Origin of the sequence: Serratia sp. OLAL2 (assembly GCF_002752475.1) — a bacterium.
GTDB classification, from domain to species: Bacteria; Pseudomonadota; Gammaproteobacteria; order Enterobacterales; family Enterobacteriaceae; genus Serratia; species Serratia bockelmannii.
Genome location: NZ_MSTL01000019.1, coordinates 493,636 through 507,927 on the forward strand (window position 1 = coordinate 493,636; position 14,292 = coordinate 507,927).

General features: G+C 61.1%; 12 protein-coding genes. 8 read left to right on the forward strand and 4 right to left on the reverse strand.

Going from position 1 to position 14,292, the window contains the following annotated elements; genetic code table 11:
- The first annotated feature begins 275 nt into the window (after window positions 1-275).
- The 7 genes from trxB (at window position 276) to infA (ending at window position 7,686) form a co-directional block, all read left to right on the forward strand.
- Window positions 276-1,247 carry a thioredoxin-disulfide reductase gene (gene trxB, locus BVU99_RS19715; RefSeq protein ID WP_049204246.1) on the forward strand — a complete coding sequence of 324 codons (972 nt, stop codon included), beginning with the start codon at window positions 276-278 and terminating at the stop codon, window positions 1,245-1,247.
- A 74-nt stretch (window positions 1,248-1,321) separates the two neighbouring features.
- Window positions 1,322-2,209: a LysR family transcriptional regulator gene (locus BVU99_RS19720; RefSeq protein WP_099817601.1), complete on the forward strand. Its 888-nt coding sequence runs from the start codon at window positions 1,322-1,324 to the stop codon at window positions 2,207-2,209.
- Between the two features lie 93 nt (window positions 2,210-2,302).
- Entirely contained in the window at window positions 2,303-2,920 is a 618-nt protein-coding gene (gstA, locus tag BVU99_RS19725; protein ID WP_099817602.1) for a glutathione transferase GstA, read from the forward strand.
- Between the two features lie 175 nt (window positions 2,921-3,095).
- Window positions 3,096-4,865, forward strand: a complete 1,770-nt coding sequence (cydD, locus tag BVU99_RS19730) for a cysteine/glutathione ABC transporter permease/ATP-binding protein CydD (RefSeq protein WP_099817603.1) — start codon at window positions 3,096-3,098, stop codon at window positions 4,863-4,865.
- A 2-nt stretch (window positions 4,866-4,867) separates the two neighbouring features.
- Window positions 4,868-6,607, forward strand: a complete 1,740-nt coding sequence (gene cydC / locus BVU99_RS19735) for a cysteine/glutathione ABC transporter ATP-binding protein/permease CydC (RefSeq protein ID WP_099817604.1) — start codon at window positions 4,868-4,870, stop codon at window positions 6,605-6,607.
- A gap of 29 nt (window positions 6,608-6,636) precedes the next feature.
- The gene (gene aat, locus BVU99_RS19740; protein WP_060432809.1) at window positions 6,637-7,362 is read left to right on the forward strand and encodes a leucyl/phenylalanyl-tRNA--protein transferase; all 726 of its coding nucleotides are present in this window, start codon (window positions 6,637-6,639) and stop codon (window positions 7,360-7,362) included.
- 105 nt (window positions 7,363-7,467) lie between these two features.
- Window positions 7,468-7,686 carry a translation initiation factor IF-1 gene (gene infA, locus BVU99_RS19745; protein ID WP_002211347.1) on the forward strand — a complete coding sequence of 73 codons (219 nt, stop codon included), beginning with the start codon at window positions 7,468-7,470 and terminating at the stop codon, window positions 7,684-7,686.
- Between the two features lie 206 nt (window positions 7,687-7,892).
- On the opposite strand, the gene clpA is transcribed toward infA, so the two are convergent.
- Entirely contained in the window at window positions 7,893-10,172 is a 2,280-nt protein-coding gene (gene clpA / locus BVU99_RS19750) for an ATP-dependent Clp protease ATP-binding subunit ClpA (RefSeq protein ID WP_025302261.1), read from the reverse strand.
- A gap of 27 nt (window positions 10,173-10,199) precedes the next feature.
- A complete protein-coding gene (gene clpS, locus BVU99_RS19755; protein WP_004928347.1) occupies window positions 10,200-10,520 on the reverse strand; it encodes an ATP-dependent Clp protease adapter ClpS in 321 nt (106 codons plus the stop codon).
- 355 nt (window positions 10,521-10,875) lie between these two features.
- On the opposite strand from clpS, the gene cspD reads away from it, so the two are divergent.
- On the forward strand, window positions 10,876-11,097 hold the full coding sequence (cspD, locus tag BVU99_RS19760) for a cold shock-like protein CspD (RefSeq protein WP_004928349.1): 222 nt from the start codon (window positions 10,876-10,878) through the stop codon (window positions 11,095-11,097).
- Between the two features lie 87 nt (window positions 11,098-11,184).
- On the opposite strand, the gene macB is transcribed toward cspD, so the two are convergent.
- Entirely contained in the window at window positions 11,185-13,131 is a 1,947-nt protein-coding gene (gene macB, locus BVU99_RS19765) for a macrolide ABC transporter ATP-binding protein/permease MacB (RefSeq protein WP_099817605.1), read from the reverse strand.
- Window positions 13,131-14,246: a macrolide transporter subunit MacA gene (gene macA / locus BVU99_RS19770; RefSeq protein ID WP_025302259.1), complete on the reverse strand. Its 1,116-nt coding sequence runs from the start codon at window positions 14,244-14,246 to the stop codon at window positions 13,131-13,133. The genes macB and macA overlap by 1 nt, the downstream gene beginning before the upstream one ends.
- Window positions 14,247-14,292 lie beyond the last annotated feature (46 nt).

Consider the following 14,292-nt stretch of genomic DNA (forward strand, 5'->3'; position numbering starts at 1 on the left):
ATTTTTGGTTATGAATCGCTGGCAGATAAACCCCGGTAGGGAGCGGCTGAAGTCGCAGAATGCGCCGTTTTTGCGCGGTTGGCGATTCGGTAGCCGAATGCGGCTTTGATAAGGTAAATTTCTGCGTTCGGCGTACGATTTGCCGACAGCGGGCGCATTAATAGGCGACAACTATCATACAAATCGTTAACAACGTCGCCCGGCGCTTTTTTTACTGCGCCATTTTCCCTACAATCGGCTTCATTGTCCGCCATTGTGGAATAAAGAGGTTATTCATGGGCACGGCTAAACATAGCAAATTACTGATTCTGGGCTCCGGCCCGGCCGGTTACACCGCCGCCGTCTACGCGGCGCGCGCCAACCTGAGCCCGGTGCTGATCACCGGTCTGGAGCAAGGCGGCCAGCTGACCACCACTACCGAAGTGGAAAACTGGCCGGGCGACGCCGAAGGCCTGACCGGTCCGGCGCTGATGGAGCGCATGCGCGAACACGCGGAGAAGTTCCAGACTGAGATCGTCTTCGATCATATCAACAGCGTCGATCTGCAGCAGCGCCCGTTCCGCCTGTTCGGCGACAGCGGCGAATACAGCTGCGACGCGCTGATCATTGCGACCGGTGCCTCCGCCCGCTACCTTGGCCTGCCTTCCGAAGACGCCTTCAAGGGCAAAGGCGTTTCCGCCTGTGCGACCTGCGACGGTTTCTTCTACCGTAACCAGAAAGTCGCCGTGGTCGGCGGCGGCAACACTGCCGTTGAAGAAGCGCTGTACCTGTCCAACATCGCCGCCGAGGTTCACCTGATCCACCGCCGCGACAGCTTCCGTTCAGAGAAGATCCTGATCGACCGGCTGATGGAAAAAGTGAAAAGCGGCAACATCGTGCTGCACACCGACCATACGCTGGACGAAGTGCTGGGCGATGAAATGGGCGTGACCGGCGTGCGTATCCGCAGCACCAAAGCGGAAAACGAAACCCGTGAACTGGAACTGGCCGGCGTGTTCATCGCCATCGGCCACAGCCCGAACACCGGCATCTTCGGCGGCCAACTGGAGCTGGAAAACGGCTACATCAAGGTGCAGTCCGGCATTCACGGCAATGCGACCCAAACCACCATCCCCGGCGTCTTCGCCGCTGGCGACGTGATGGATCACATCTACCGTCAGGCAATCACCTCCGCCGGCACCGGCTGTATGGCGGCGCTGGACGCAGAGCGTTACCTGGACGGCATCGCCGGCGCAGAAGTCTGCTAAGACGTTCTCTTCATCAGCAAAAAGCGGCTCTCGAGCCGCTTTTTTTGTCTTCAGCCCCAGGAGGATGCACGCCGATGCATAATCTTCTTCACTGGCGCCTGCTGGTTGCCGTCGCCGACAACGGCACCATCACTCAGGCTGCGGCGCTCTGCGGCATGACGCAGTCTGCCGCCAGCCAGGCCATCGCTCAACTGGAGACGATGCTGAGCACCCGGCTTTTGGTGCGCCAGCCACACAATGTCGTCCTGACCCAAAGCGGCCTACAGATCGTCGCCCATGCCCGCACGATGTTGGAAGGACTGCGGGCCATTCAACAATGCGCGCAGCAAGCCGGTAACGCGCACGCGGGCAAAATACGCCTGGCCAGTTTCCCGTCGGCATTTAGCAAGCTGTTGCCGCCGCTGCTGCGCAAGTTTCGCCGTCTGTATCCCGACATTGAGCTGATTACGCTCGAGGGCACCGACCACGAAGGGGAGAGCTGGTTAACATCGGCAACGGCAGACATCGGCGTGGTGCTCAATCCGGCACCGGAGCGGCTGTGTTTCCCTTTGGGGGAAGACACCTGGTTGGCGGTCGTGCCCAGCGCGCACCCGCTGGCGCGAGAACGGTGGCCGGTGGCACTCGATGCCCTGTTCCGGCTGCCTTTCATCCTGGCGACCGGCGGATGTGATGTGAATGCGCAAAGTTTGGCGCAGCAGTCGGGCCTGGCGCTGGCCGATATCCGCGCCACCGTCAGCGACTGGCAAACGGCGTTGACGCTGGTCAGAGAAGGCACGGGCGTTGCGCTGATGCCCGCGTCGGTGATCCCGCCCGATGCGCTCGGAGTTTGCGCTCTGCCGCTCGTTGCGCCGGTTTATCGTCGTTTCGGCCTGGCCTGCTCATCCGAGGCGGCGGCCCTACCGCCCGTCCAAACCCTGCTGAATTATCTGCGCGAACAGGAGCAAACCCTGGCCAGTCGCTGAGCTAATAGCGGCTTTCTGAAATTTCCATTTTCCCACCGGCATCCGCGTCGGCATGCTGTGGCAAGCGCTCTCATTGACCCACAAGGAAATAGCATGAAGCTGTATTTTGCTCCCGATGCCTGCTCGCTGGCCCCACATATCGTCCTGCGGGAATTAGCGATCCCTTTCACCCTGGTCAGGGTAAACAATCGCAGCAAGCGCTGCGCCGACGGTGAGAATTTCTATCGCATCAACCCAAAAGGTTACGTCGCCGCCCTGCAGCTGGACGACGGCAACGTGATCACCGAAGGCCCCGCCATCGTTCAATACCTCGCCGACCAGCGCCCAGAGAGCCGGCTGGCACCGCCACCGACGGCCTTTGAGCGGGTAAGGCTGCAGGAATGGCTTAATTTCATCACCAGCGAGATCCATGCCGGTGCCGCCCCCTTGTTCAATGATGCCCTGCCCGAAGATGCCAAGGCGTTGCTGCGCGACAAGTTGAGACGGCGATTGGGTTATCTCGCACAAGCGTTGGCACAACAAACTTACCTATTGGGAACGTATTTCAGCGTCGCTGACGCTTATCTGTTTACCGTGTTGCGCTGGATGGCGCGCTTCGAGATTTCGCTGAGCGAGTGGCCACCGCTCCAGCATTATGTGACGCGGATCGCAGAGCGAGCGTCGGTGCGCGCCGCTCTGGAAGCCGAGGCCACGAGTGAGCAAGTCAAATAGTCGGTAACGCGTCTGTTATAGCCACATTTGGCCGCTTTATTATTTTCAGTCTGCCGGGTGACGAGGTAACATGGGACCTCGCTTGTTTGTCGCCGATTGCGCCAAACACTATTATTTAACAGTACGTTAACCCAGCCTGTAACAAACGGGCACCGGCGACGCAGACGCATATCTGATGAAAAAAAACAGACAGCAACAGTTAACCCGTTGGCTTAAAACCCAGAGTTCGTTGGCGCAGCGTTGGCTGCGCCTTTCCATGCTGTTGGGGCTGTTCAGCGGCCTGCTGATCGTGGCGCAGGCGTGGCTGCTGGCCAGCCTGCTGCACGCCCTGATCATCGAACATACCCCGCGCGAACAGCTGATCCCTTCGTTTATCTGGCTGGCCGTCGCGTTCGCATTGCGGGCGCTGTTGAGCTGGCTGCGGGAACGGATCGGTTTCCTGTGTGGCCAGGTGATCCGTCAGCGCATGCGCCAGCAGGTGCTGGATAAACTGCAGCAGCTCGGCCCGGCCTGGATCCAGGGCAAACCGGCGGGCAGTTGGGCCAGCATCATCGTCGAGCAGATCGAGGATATGCAGGACTATTACTCGCGCTATCTGCCGCAGATGTATCTGGCAGTCTTCATCCCGCTGCTGATCCTGATCGCCGTCTTCCCGATCAATTGGGCCGCAGGCATCATTTTGCTGGCGACCGCGCCGCTGATCCCGCTGTTCATGGCGCTGGTCGGCATGGGAGCCGCCGATGCCAACCGCCGCAACTTCGTGGCGCTGGCGCGATTGAGCGGCAACTTCCTCGACCGCCTGCGCGGCCTGGACACCCTGCGGTTGTTCGACCGCGCGCAGGCCGAAACGGCGCAGATCGCCAAATCCTCCGAAGACTTCCGCAGCCGCACCATGGAAGTGCTGCGTATGGCCTTCCTCTCTTCCGGCGTGCTGGAGTTCTTCGCTTCGATTTCCATCGCCGTGGTGGCGGTGTACTTCGGCTTTTCTTACCTCGGCGAACTCAACTTCGGCAGCTACGGCCTCGGCGTAACGCTGTTTTCCGGTTTTCTGGTGCTGATTCTGGCGCCGGAGTTTTTCCAACCGCTGCGCGATCTCGGCACCTTCTACCATGCCAAGGCGCAGGCGGTCGGCGCGGCGGAAGCGCTGGAAACCTTCCTCAGCGCCGAAGGCGAGCAGATGGGCAACGGCACGCGGCAACTGCCCGCCGATCAACCGCTGACGCTGCAGGCGAACGCATTGGAAATCCTGTCGCCGAACGGCGTACTGCTGGCCGGGCCGCTGAGTTTCACCCTGCAACCGCAGCAGCGCGTAGCGCTGGTCGGGCTGAGCGGCGCCGGCAAAAGCTCGCTGCTCAATCTGCTGCTCGGCTTCCTGCCCTACCGCGGCTCGTTGACCGTCAACGGCATCGAGCTGCGTGAACTGTCCGCAGAAAACTGGAGGCAACAGCTGAGCTGGGTCGGTCAGAACCCACACCTGCCGGCGCAAACCTTGCGCGCCAATATCCTGCTGGGCTGCCCGCAGGCCGACGAAGCGCAGCTGCAGCAGGCGGTGGAACTCGCCTACGTCAGCGAACTGTTGCCGTATCTGCCGCAGGGGCTCGACACCGAAGTGGGCGACAACGCCGCCCGCCTGTCGGTCGGCCAGGCGCAGCGCGTGGCGGTCGCCCGGGCGCTGATCGGCCCGCGCCGCTTGCTGCTGCTGCTGGATGAACCGGCCGCCAGTCTCGATGCCCACAGCGAACAACGGGTGATGCAGGCGTTGAATGCCGCTTCGCATCAGCAAACCACCCTACTGGTCACGCACCAGTTGGAAGACACCGAAGACTACGATCAGATCTGGGTGATGGATAACGGGCGCATCGTGCAACAGGGCGATTACGCCACCCTCAGCGCCCAGCCGGGCCTGTTCGCCACTCTGATCGCCCATCGCCGCGGGGAGCTTTAATCATGCGCGTTTTGCTGCCGTTTTTGGCGTTGTATCGCCGCCATAGCCTGCTGATTAGCCTGGGCATCCTTTTGGCGATCGTCACCCTGCTGGCCAGCATCGGCCTGCTGGCGCTTTCCGGCTGGTTCCTGGCCGCCTCTTCGCTGGCCGGATTGGCGGGCCTGCTGACCTTCAACTACATGCTGCCGGCCGCCGGCGTGCGCGGCGCGGCGATCTTCCGCACCGCCGGGCGCTACGCCGAGCGCGTGGTCAGTCACGACGCCACCTTCCGCGTGCTGTCGCACTTGCGAGTGTTCACCTTCAGCAAGATCCTGCCGTTGGCGCCGGGCGGCATCGCTCGCTTTCGCCAGGCCGACCTGCTCAACCGCCTGGTGGCGGACGTGGACACGCTGGATCACCTTTATCTGCGGGTGATCTCGCCGCTGATCAGCGCGGCGGTGGTGATCCTGGTGGTCACCTACGGCCTGAGCTGGCTGGATCCTGCGCTCGCCCTGACGTTGGGCGGCATTCTGTTGCTGCTGTTGCTGCTGGTGCCGCCGGTGTTCTACCGCGCCGGCAAACCGATCGGCGGCCAACTCACCGCGCTGCGCGGCCAATACCGTACCGACCTGACCGCCTGGCTGCAGGGGCAGGCGGAGCTGGTGGTGTTCGGCGCCGTCAACGACTTCCGCCAGACGCTGAACGCCACCGAACTGCTGTGGCAACGCCGCCAGTGGCAGCAGGCCTCGCTGAGCGGCAAGGCGCAGGCGCTGATGATCCTCGCCAGCGGTCTGACGGTGACGCTGCTGCTGTGGCTGACCGCCGCCGGCATCGGCGGCGATACCCAGCCCGGAGCCCTGATCGCGCTGTTTGTCTTCGCCGCACTGGCGTCGTTCGAAGCGCTGATGCCGGTCGCCGGTGCCTTCCAGCACCTCGGCCAGGTGATCGCCTCCGCCACGCGGGTCAAACAGATCATCGATCGTCAGCCGGAGGTCACCTTCCCTGCCGTCAGCCCGGCCGCGGCCGATCGCGCTCAGCTCAGCCTGCAGCAGCTGAGTTTCACCTATCCCGATCAGCCGCAGCCGGTGCTGCGCGACGTCACGCTCGAGGTCGCGGCCGGCGAACACATCGCCTTGCTCGGCCGCACCGGCTGCGGCAAGTCCACCCTGCTGCAGCTGCTGACCCGCGCCTGGCGCACCGACGGCGGCAAAATTCTGCTCAACGGCGAACCGCTGGAGGATTATGATGAAACCACGCTGCGTCGGATGACCACGGTCGTCAGCCAGCGAGTGCATATCTTCAGCGATACGCTGCGGGAAAACCTGCGGTTGGCCGCACCGAATGCCGACGACGCTCGCCTGAGTGACGTACTGCAGCAGGTTGGGCTGGGCAAATTGCTGGACAGCGACGGCGGGCTGAACGCCTGGTTGGGCGAAGGCGGCCGGCAGCTGTCCGGCGGCGAACAGCGCCGACTGGGTATCGCCCGCGCGCTGCTGCATCCGGCCCCGCTGCTGCTGCTTGACGAACCGACCGAAGGGCTGGACGCCGAAACCGAACAGCAGATCCTGGCGCTGCTGCGCCGGCATTGTCAGGGCAAGACGCTGATCCTGGTGACGCACCGTTTGTACGGCCTGGAACATCTCGACCGCATTTGCGTAATGGATGACGGCCAAATTGTCGAACAGGGCGATCACGCCACCCTGATGCGCCAGCAGGGCCGCTATGCACGCTTTCGCAACCGTATCAGCAACCTGGCGCCGTAATCGGCCCGTAGAGGACGCAGAGACCTTGTATGCGCATCGTTAAGCTTTCCCCCCAGTCGCTGGCGTTTCCCTCGCCTGAGGGCGCCCTGCGCGATCCCAACGGCCTGCTGGCGATCGGCGGCGACCTCACGGCGCCGCGACTGTTGGCAGCCTACGAGCGCGGCATCTTCCCCTGGTACTCGCCGGGGGAAGCGATTCTGTGGTGGTCACCCGATCCGCGTGCGGTGCTGTTCCCTGCCGAATTTCATCTCAACCGCAGTCTGAAACGCTTTTTGCGCCACGATCCGTTTCGCATCACGCTCAATCACGATTTCGCCACGGTGATTGCCGCCTGCGCCCACCGGCCGGATGAAGGCACCTGGATCGGCCCGGAGGTACAGCGTGCCTATCAGCATCTGCATCGCCTCGGCTACGCACACTCGGTGGAAGTATGGCAGGATGATCAACTGGTCGGCGGCATGTACGGCGTGGCGCAGGGCGCGTTGTTCTGCGGCGAATCGATGTTCAGCCGCGTCACCAACGCCTCAAAATGCGCATTGATGGCCTTTTGCCGCCATTTTGCCGCTTATGGCGGGGAATTGATTGACTGCCAGGTGCTGAACGCTCACACTGCCCGCCTTGGCGCGCGTGAAATTCCGCGCCGTCAATTTTTGCAGCAGCTCAGCACCCTTCAACGGCGGCCTTTGACGTCGGCGTGCTGGGCGCCGCAAGTCATATCCCCACAGCCGGTTGAACCGCCCTCTCCAGTAAACTAATTGATGGAAACGGTGCAATGTTCACCGACACATCTTTACATAATGGGGGTTTTTCGGCATTATCTTGCCGGTTAAAAACTAAGGTAGTTAGACCTAGAGGATTCGATGGCCAAAGAAGACAATATTGAAATGCAGGGCACCGTTCTTGATACGCTGCCGAACACCATGTTCCGCGTTGAATTGGAAAACGGGCACGTGGTAACCGCACACATCTCCGGTAAAATGCGTAAAAACTATATCCGCATCCTGACGGGCGACAAAGTCACTGTAGAGCTGACCCCGTACGACCTGAGCAAAGGCCGCATTGTCTTCCGTAGCCGTTAATCGGCTCACCGCGCGCCACATGCTGGCGGCATCGAGGATGTAATCCCTCGGGAGCCCTTTCCGTTTACCCCCGCAGCGACGTTACACAACGGGTTGCAGGTGCGCAGGTAAACTGAGAGGGCTCACTCGTTTCTGTTGTAAGGTGAATCTCACCCATAAAAAAAAAGCGATGCCGAAGCATCGCTTTTTCTTTGCCTGAAGCGGCCTTAATGCACCGCACCCTCGTCCGCCTTGCGCTTGGCGGCACTGAGGAAGTGGTAGGTCAGCTGTTTCTTGTCCTTGTCCAGCTCGACCTTCACGGAACCGCCGTCCACCAGCGAACCGAACAGCAGCTCGTTGGCCAACGGTTTCTTCAGGTTTTCCTGCATGACGCGCGCCATCGGACGAGCGCCCATCGCACGGTCGTAGCCCTTCACCGACAGCCAGTCGCGTGCTTCGTCGCTCACTTCCAGCGAGACGCCCTTCGCATCCAGCTGCGCCTGCAGTTCGACGATAAACTTGTCGACCACCTGCTGGATCACCTCGGTAGACAGATGGTTGAACCAGATGATGTTGTCCAGACGGTTGCGGAACTCTGGCGTAAACACCTTCTTGATCTCTTCCATCGCGTCGGTGCTGTTGTCCTGCTGCACCAGACCGATCGATTTGCGTTCGGTTTCCCGCACCCCGGCGTTGGTGGTCATCACCAGGATCACATTGCGGAAGTCCGCCTTGCGGCCGTTGTTGTCGGTCAGCGTGCCGTTGTCCATCACCTGCAGCAGCAGGTTGAACACGTCCGGGTGCGCCTTCTCGATCTCATCGAGCAGCACTACCGCATGCGGATGCTTGATCACCGCATCGGTCAGCAGCCCGCCCTGATCGTAACCGACATAGCCCGGAGGCGCGCCGATCAGACGGCTGACGGTATGCCGCTCCATGTACTCGGACATGTCGAAACGCAGCAGCTCGATATCCATCGCCTTGGCCAACTGTACGGTGACCTCGGTTTTCCCGACCCCGGTCGGCCCGGCGAACAGGAAGGAACCGACCGGCTTGCGTTCGTGGCCCAGACCGGCGCGGCTCATCTTGATGGCTTCCGTCAGCGCTTCGATCGCCTGATCCTGACCGAATACCAGCATCTTCAAGCGATCGCCCAGGTTTCTCAGCACGTCGCGATCGCTGGCCGACACGGTTTTCTCCGGGATACGAGCGATGCGCGCCACCACGGATTCGATATCGGCCACGTTGACGGTTTTCTTGCGTTTGCTGGCCGGCATCAGTCGGCTGCGGGCGCCCGCCTCGTCGATCACGTCGATCGCTTTGTCCGGCAGATGACGATCGTTGATGTATTTCACCGACAGCTCCACCGCGGCGCGGATCGCCTTGGCGGTATAACGCACGTCGTGGTGCGCTTCATACTTGGTCTTCAGGCCGTTGATGATCTGAACGGTCTCTTCCGCCGTCGGTTCGGTGATATCGATCTTCTGGAAACGGCGCGCCAAAGCGCGATCCTTTTCGAAGATGTTGCTGAACTCCTGGTAGGTGGTCGAGCCGATCACCCGGATCTTGCCGCTCGACAGCAGCGGTTTGATCAGGTTGGCAGCATCCACTTGCCCGCCGGAAGCCGCACCGGCGCCGATGATGGTGTGAATTTCATCGATGAACAGGATGCTGTTCTGATCCTGTTCCAGCTGCTTGAGCAGCGCCTTGAAGCGTTTCTCGAAGTCGCCGCGGTATTTGGTGCCGGCCAGCAGTGAACCGATATCCAGCGAATACAGCGTGCAGTCCGCCATCACTTCCGGCACGTCGCCCTGCACGATACGCCAGGCCAGGCCTTCGGCGATGGCGGTCTTGCCCACGCCGGATTCGCCGACCAACAGCGGGTTGTTTTTACGACGACGGCACAGCACCTGAATCGCGCGCTCCAGCTCACGATCGCGGCCGATCAACGGATCGATGCCGCCCACACGGGCCAACTGATTGAGGTTGGTGGTGAAGTTTTCCATACGGTCTTCCCCTCCGGACTGCTCTTCGTTCACCGGGTTTTCCGCATTCGGCGCTTGGCCCGGCTCGTCTTTACGCGTGCCATGTGAAATGAAGTTCACCACGTCGAGACGGCTGACGTCGTGCTTGCGCAGCAGATAGGCCGCCTGCGACTCCTGCTCGCTGAAGATGGCCACCAACACGTTGGCGCCGGACACTTCACTGCGGCCGGAAGATTGCACATGGAAGACCGCACGCTGCAACACGCGCTGGAAGCTGAGCGTCGGCTGAGTGTCGCGCTCTTCTTCGCCGGCGGGCAGCGTCGGTGTGGTTTGTTCGATGAAGGCTTCCAGCTCCTGGCGCAACGCGGCCAGATCCACCGTACATGCCTCAAGCGCTTCTCGCGCGGCAGGGTTGCTCAGCAACGCCAGCAACAGGTGCTCCACGGTCATAAACTCGTGTCTGTGCTCACGCGCCCTGGCGAAAGCCATGTTGAGACTGAGTTCCAGTTCTTGATTGAGCATAAGCACCTCCCCAATAGATTGCCTTATTCAGGCTTTTTCCAGCGTACAAAGCAACGGATGCTCGTTCTCCCTTGCGTACCGGTTCACATGGACGACTTTGGTTTCCGCCACCTCGGCGGTAAAAACACCACAGATCGCCTTGCCTTGATAGTGGACCGTGAGCATCAGTTGCGTTGCGCGTTCAATATCATAAGAAAAGAACTTTTGCAGAACGTCAATCACAAATTCCATCGGTGTGTAATCGTCGTTGTTAAGTATAACTTTATACATAGACGGCGGTTTTACCGCATCGATTTGTTTTTCTTCGGCCAAGTGTTCAAAATTTAGCCAGTCGTTGTTATTGCCCATCGCTGCTCATCTTCTCTGCTCTGCCCTCTGATATGGGGGCAGGTTTCGGTTATTCAAAGTGGGGATAGTTACTATTTTATCATCTTCGGCATCGTCCCGCCGCACTGTAACGTGCGCAAAAAAACGGGCCAATTGTGACTGAATCGTGGCAATAGCGTTACCTGCTTCAAACTTTGGTGAACTGCTCCCCGCCGACAAAAGCCGATCCCTTGACGCCCCGATCATTTGCTCTAGAGTGTAAATTCGTGGCTGGTGGTCTTTTAACCACCCCTTGTCCACCCTGCTACCCGCCTACGGCGGGTGCGAATTCAGTTATTCATCTCACTTAAAATAGCGTTGCGAGGGATGTAAAAGCATGGAGACGGGTACTGTTAAATGGTTTAACAACGCCAAAGGCTTTGGCTTCATCTGCCCAGCCGGCGGTGGCGAAGATATTTTCGCGCATTACTCCACCATCAAGATGGATGGTTACAGAACGTTGAAGGCAGGCCAGCAGGTCAGCTTCGACGTGCATCAAGGGCCAAAAGGGAACCATGCCAGTCTTATTGTGCCGGTGGAAAGCGAGGCGCTGTCCTAAACGCTTCCGGCAGCGTCGCGCTGCATTGACCCTGACTGCGATAAAAATGCCAGCCGCCGTGTGACTGGCATTTTTTATGCCTTTTACTTACTCGCGCGCCAGCGCATCGATCGGATTCAGCCGCGCGGCATTGCGCGCCGGCAGATAGCCGAACACCACGCCGATACCGGTGGAACAGAGGAACGCGCTCAGCAACGCCGCCGGCGGGAAGCTGATCTGCCAGCCCGGCAATACCAGCTGCACCGCCAGGCCGATGGCGAACGACAGCGTAATCCCCAGCGCGCCCCCCACCAGGCAGACCAACACCGCCTCGATCAAGAACTGCTGCAACACGTCGCCGGAACGGGCGCCCACCGCCATGCGGATGCCAATCTCGCGCGTGCGCTCGGTCACCGACACCAGCATGATGTTCATCACGCCGATGCCGCCGACCACCAGCGAAATCACCGCCACCAGCGTCAGGAACAGCTGCAGCGTGCGGGTGGTTTTCTCTGCGGTTTGCACCAGGCTGTCCATGTTATAGGTGAAGAAGTCCTTTTTGCCGTGGCGCAGCGTCAACAGGCGTGACAGCTGCTGTTCCGCTTCCTTGCTGTCGTAGCCGTCGCGAATGCGCACGGTGATCGAGTCGAAATAATTGTTGCCCATCAGCCGGTTGGCCATGGTGCTGTAAGGCACCCACACGTTCAGCGTCTTGCTGCTGCCGAACATCGACTGCTTCTCCTTGGCCACACCGACCACCGTCGCCGGCATGTTGCCCACCAGGATCACCTCGCCCACTACGTTCTTCTGGTGCGGGAACAGCCGCCGTTGGGTATTGGCGTCGATCACCACCGTCTGCGCCTGAGACTGCACCTGCAGCGGATCGATGCCGACGCCCTGGGTAAAGCTCATACCGTACACGCGGAAGAACTGTTCGCTGACGCCGTTGACATTGGCCGCCGCGTCGACGTTACCCAGCCGCAGCCGCATGCTGCTGCTGATGCTCGGCGACAGCGCGCTGATATACGGCTGTTCGCGCAGCGCATCGAGATCGCCGTATTTCAGCGATTGCCTGTAGGTTGGATCGTCGTCGCCGAAGTCCTTGCCGGGGTAAATGTCGACGGTGTTGGTGCCGATCGATTTGATGTCCGCCAGCACCATCTGCTTGGCGGCGTCGCCGATCACCAGGATCGATACCACCGAGGCGATGCCGATAATGATGCCGAGCATGGTCAGCGCGGTGCGCATCTTGTTGGCCGCCATCGCACGCCAGGCCATCACCAGCGCTTCGCGAAAGCGGCCGCCCATCTGCCGCCAGGAAGGCGCCGCGGCGGCCAGCGCCAGCGGCTTGGCCTGGGTATCCTCCGGCGGCGCCGGACGCGAGTCGGCAATGATTTCGCCGTCGCGGATCTCGATGATCCGTTCAGCCTGGCGCGCCACCGCTGGATCGTGGGTCACCAGGATCACCGTGTGGCCCTGGGCGCACAGCTGTTTGAGGATCGCCATCACCTCTTCGCCGGAGTGGCTGTCGAGCGCGCCGGTCGGTTCATCCGCCAGGATCACCTGCCCGCCGTTCATCAACGCGCGGGCGATACTGACGCGCTGCTGCTGGCCGCCGGAAAGCTGGCTCGGCCGGTAGTTAACGCGCTCCCCCAACCCCAGGCGCCGCAACAGCGCCTCCGCCCGTTCGCGCCGCGCCGCTTTGCCCAGCCCCGCGTACACCGCCGGCACCTCGACGTTATGCGCCGCACTCAGGTGCGGCAGCAGATGATAACGCTGGAAAATAAAGCCAAAATGTTCGCGCCGCAGCTGCGCCAGCGCATCGTCGCTCAGCGTCGCCACATCCTGTCCGGCCACCCGATAGACCCCGGCGCTCGGCTTGTCCAGACAGCCCAGAATGTTCATCAGCGTCGATTTGCCGGAGCCGGAGGCCCCCATGATCGCCACCATTTCCCCGGCGTCGATGCTCAGACTGATCCCCTTCAGCACCTCCACCGTCTGCTCGCCGGAACGGTAGCTGCGGCGAATGCCGCTCAGCTGTAACAGCGCCGCCATCAGCCGGCCTCCACGCCGCCGCGGCTGACAATCACCTCATCGCCCGCCTCAAGCCCGCTGAGGATTTGCACATCGATATTGTTGCGCAGACCGATAGCCACCTCACGCTTCTCTTCCTTGCCCTGTTTCAGCACCGAGACGTGGTAGCGATTGTCGGCGATCTGGTCACCCAACGCCGCCAGCGGGATCACCAGCGCCTGCTCGACGCCGGCCAGCTGAATATGCACCTGCGCCGTCATTTGCAAGCGCAGCAGCCTTTCCGGGTTGGGCACTTCGAAACGCGCATAATAGAAGATGGCATTATTGACCTTTTCCGGCGTCGGCTGAATGTCTTTCAGCACGCCGTCGAAGCGCCGAGTCGGATCGCCCAGCACCGTGAACCAGGCCTTCTGACCCGGCTTGAGGTTAATGACGTCAGCCTCCGAGACCTGCGCCTTCACCAGCATGGTGCCGAGATCCGCCAACGTCAGAATGTTCGGCGCCTGTTGCGCCGCGATCACCGTCTGGCCCTGCAGCGTGGTGATCTGCACCACGTCGCCATCCATCGGGGCTTCGATGCGGGTGTAGGCCAGGTTGATCTTGGCGGTATCCAGGCTGGCCTGGTTGCGGGCGATCTGCGCATTGATGGTGCCCACCTGCGCTTTCTTCACCGCCAGCTGCGTCGCTGCCTGATCCAGATCCTGACGCGATACCGCCTGCAGTTTGGCCAGTGCCTGGTTGCGCTGCAGCGTGACCGCCGCCAATTGCTGCTCGGCCTGTGCCTGCAGCAGCTGCGCATGCAGCTCGCGCAGCGTCGCCTCGCCTTCGCGAATGCTGTTCTGCGCCTGTTGCGGATCGATAACCCCCAGCAACTGGCCTTTTTTCACCTTGTCGCCGATCTCGACATACAACTTTTCCAACTGCCCGCTGACCTGCGCGCCGACGTCAACCTTGCGCACCGCGTCCAGCTGGCCGGTCGCCAACACGTTCTGCTGCAGATCGCGCTTGGTGACCTTTACCGTTTTGAAAGCGGTTGGCGCCGGATGGCGGAAGTGCCAAACGGCCGCCGCGGCAATCGCCGCAATCACCGCCAGTGCGAGTATCCAGCGGCGTTTGTGTCCTTTAAACCCTGTCAAAATTGACCTGCCTGTGCTTGTGAATATCGACCGCCCATTGCGGCGG

Bases quoted from the DNA above. Each gene is read 5' to 3' on its own strand.
- trxB (WP_049204246.1), top strand. From the start codon at position 276: ATGGGCACGGCTAAACATAGCAAATTACTGATTCTGGGCTCCGGCCCG.
- BVU99_RS19720 (WP_099817601.1), top strand. From the start codon at position 1,322: ATGCATAATCTTCTTCACTGGCGCCTGCTGGTTGCCGTCGCCGACAAC.
- gstA (WP_099817602.1), top strand. From the start codon at position 2,303: ATGAAGCTGTATTTTGCTCCCGATGCCTGCTCGCTGGCCCCACATATC.
- cydD (WP_099817603.1), top strand. From the start codon at position 3,096: ATGAAAAAAAACAGACAGCAACAGTTAACCCGTTGGCTTAAAACCCAG.
- cydC (WP_099817604.1), top strand. From the start codon at position 4,868: ATGCGCGTTTTGCTGCCGTTTTTGGCGTTGTATCGCCGCCATAGCCTG.
- aat (WP_060432809.1), top strand. From the start codon at position 6,637: ATGCGCATCGTTAAGCTTTCCCCCCAGTCGCTGGCGTTTCCCTCGCCT.
- infA (WP_002211347.1), top strand. From the start codon at position 7,468: ATGGCCAAAGAAGACAATATTGAAATGCAGGGCACCGTTCTTGATACG.
- clpA (WP_025302261.1), bottom strand. From the start codon at position 10,172: ATGCTCAATCAAGAACTGGAACTCAGTCTCAACATGGCTTTCGCCAGG.
- clpS (WP_004928347.1), bottom strand. From the start codon at position 10,520: ATGGGCAATAACAACGACTGGCTAAATTTTGAACACTTGGCCGAAGAA.
- cspD (WP_004928349.1), top strand. From the start codon at position 10,876: ATGGAGACGGGTACTGTTAAATGGTTTAACAACGCCAAAGGCTTTGGC.
- macB (WP_099817605.1), bottom strand. From the start codon at position 13,131: ATGGCGGCGCTGTTACAGCTGAGCGGCATTCGCCGCAGCTACCGTTCC.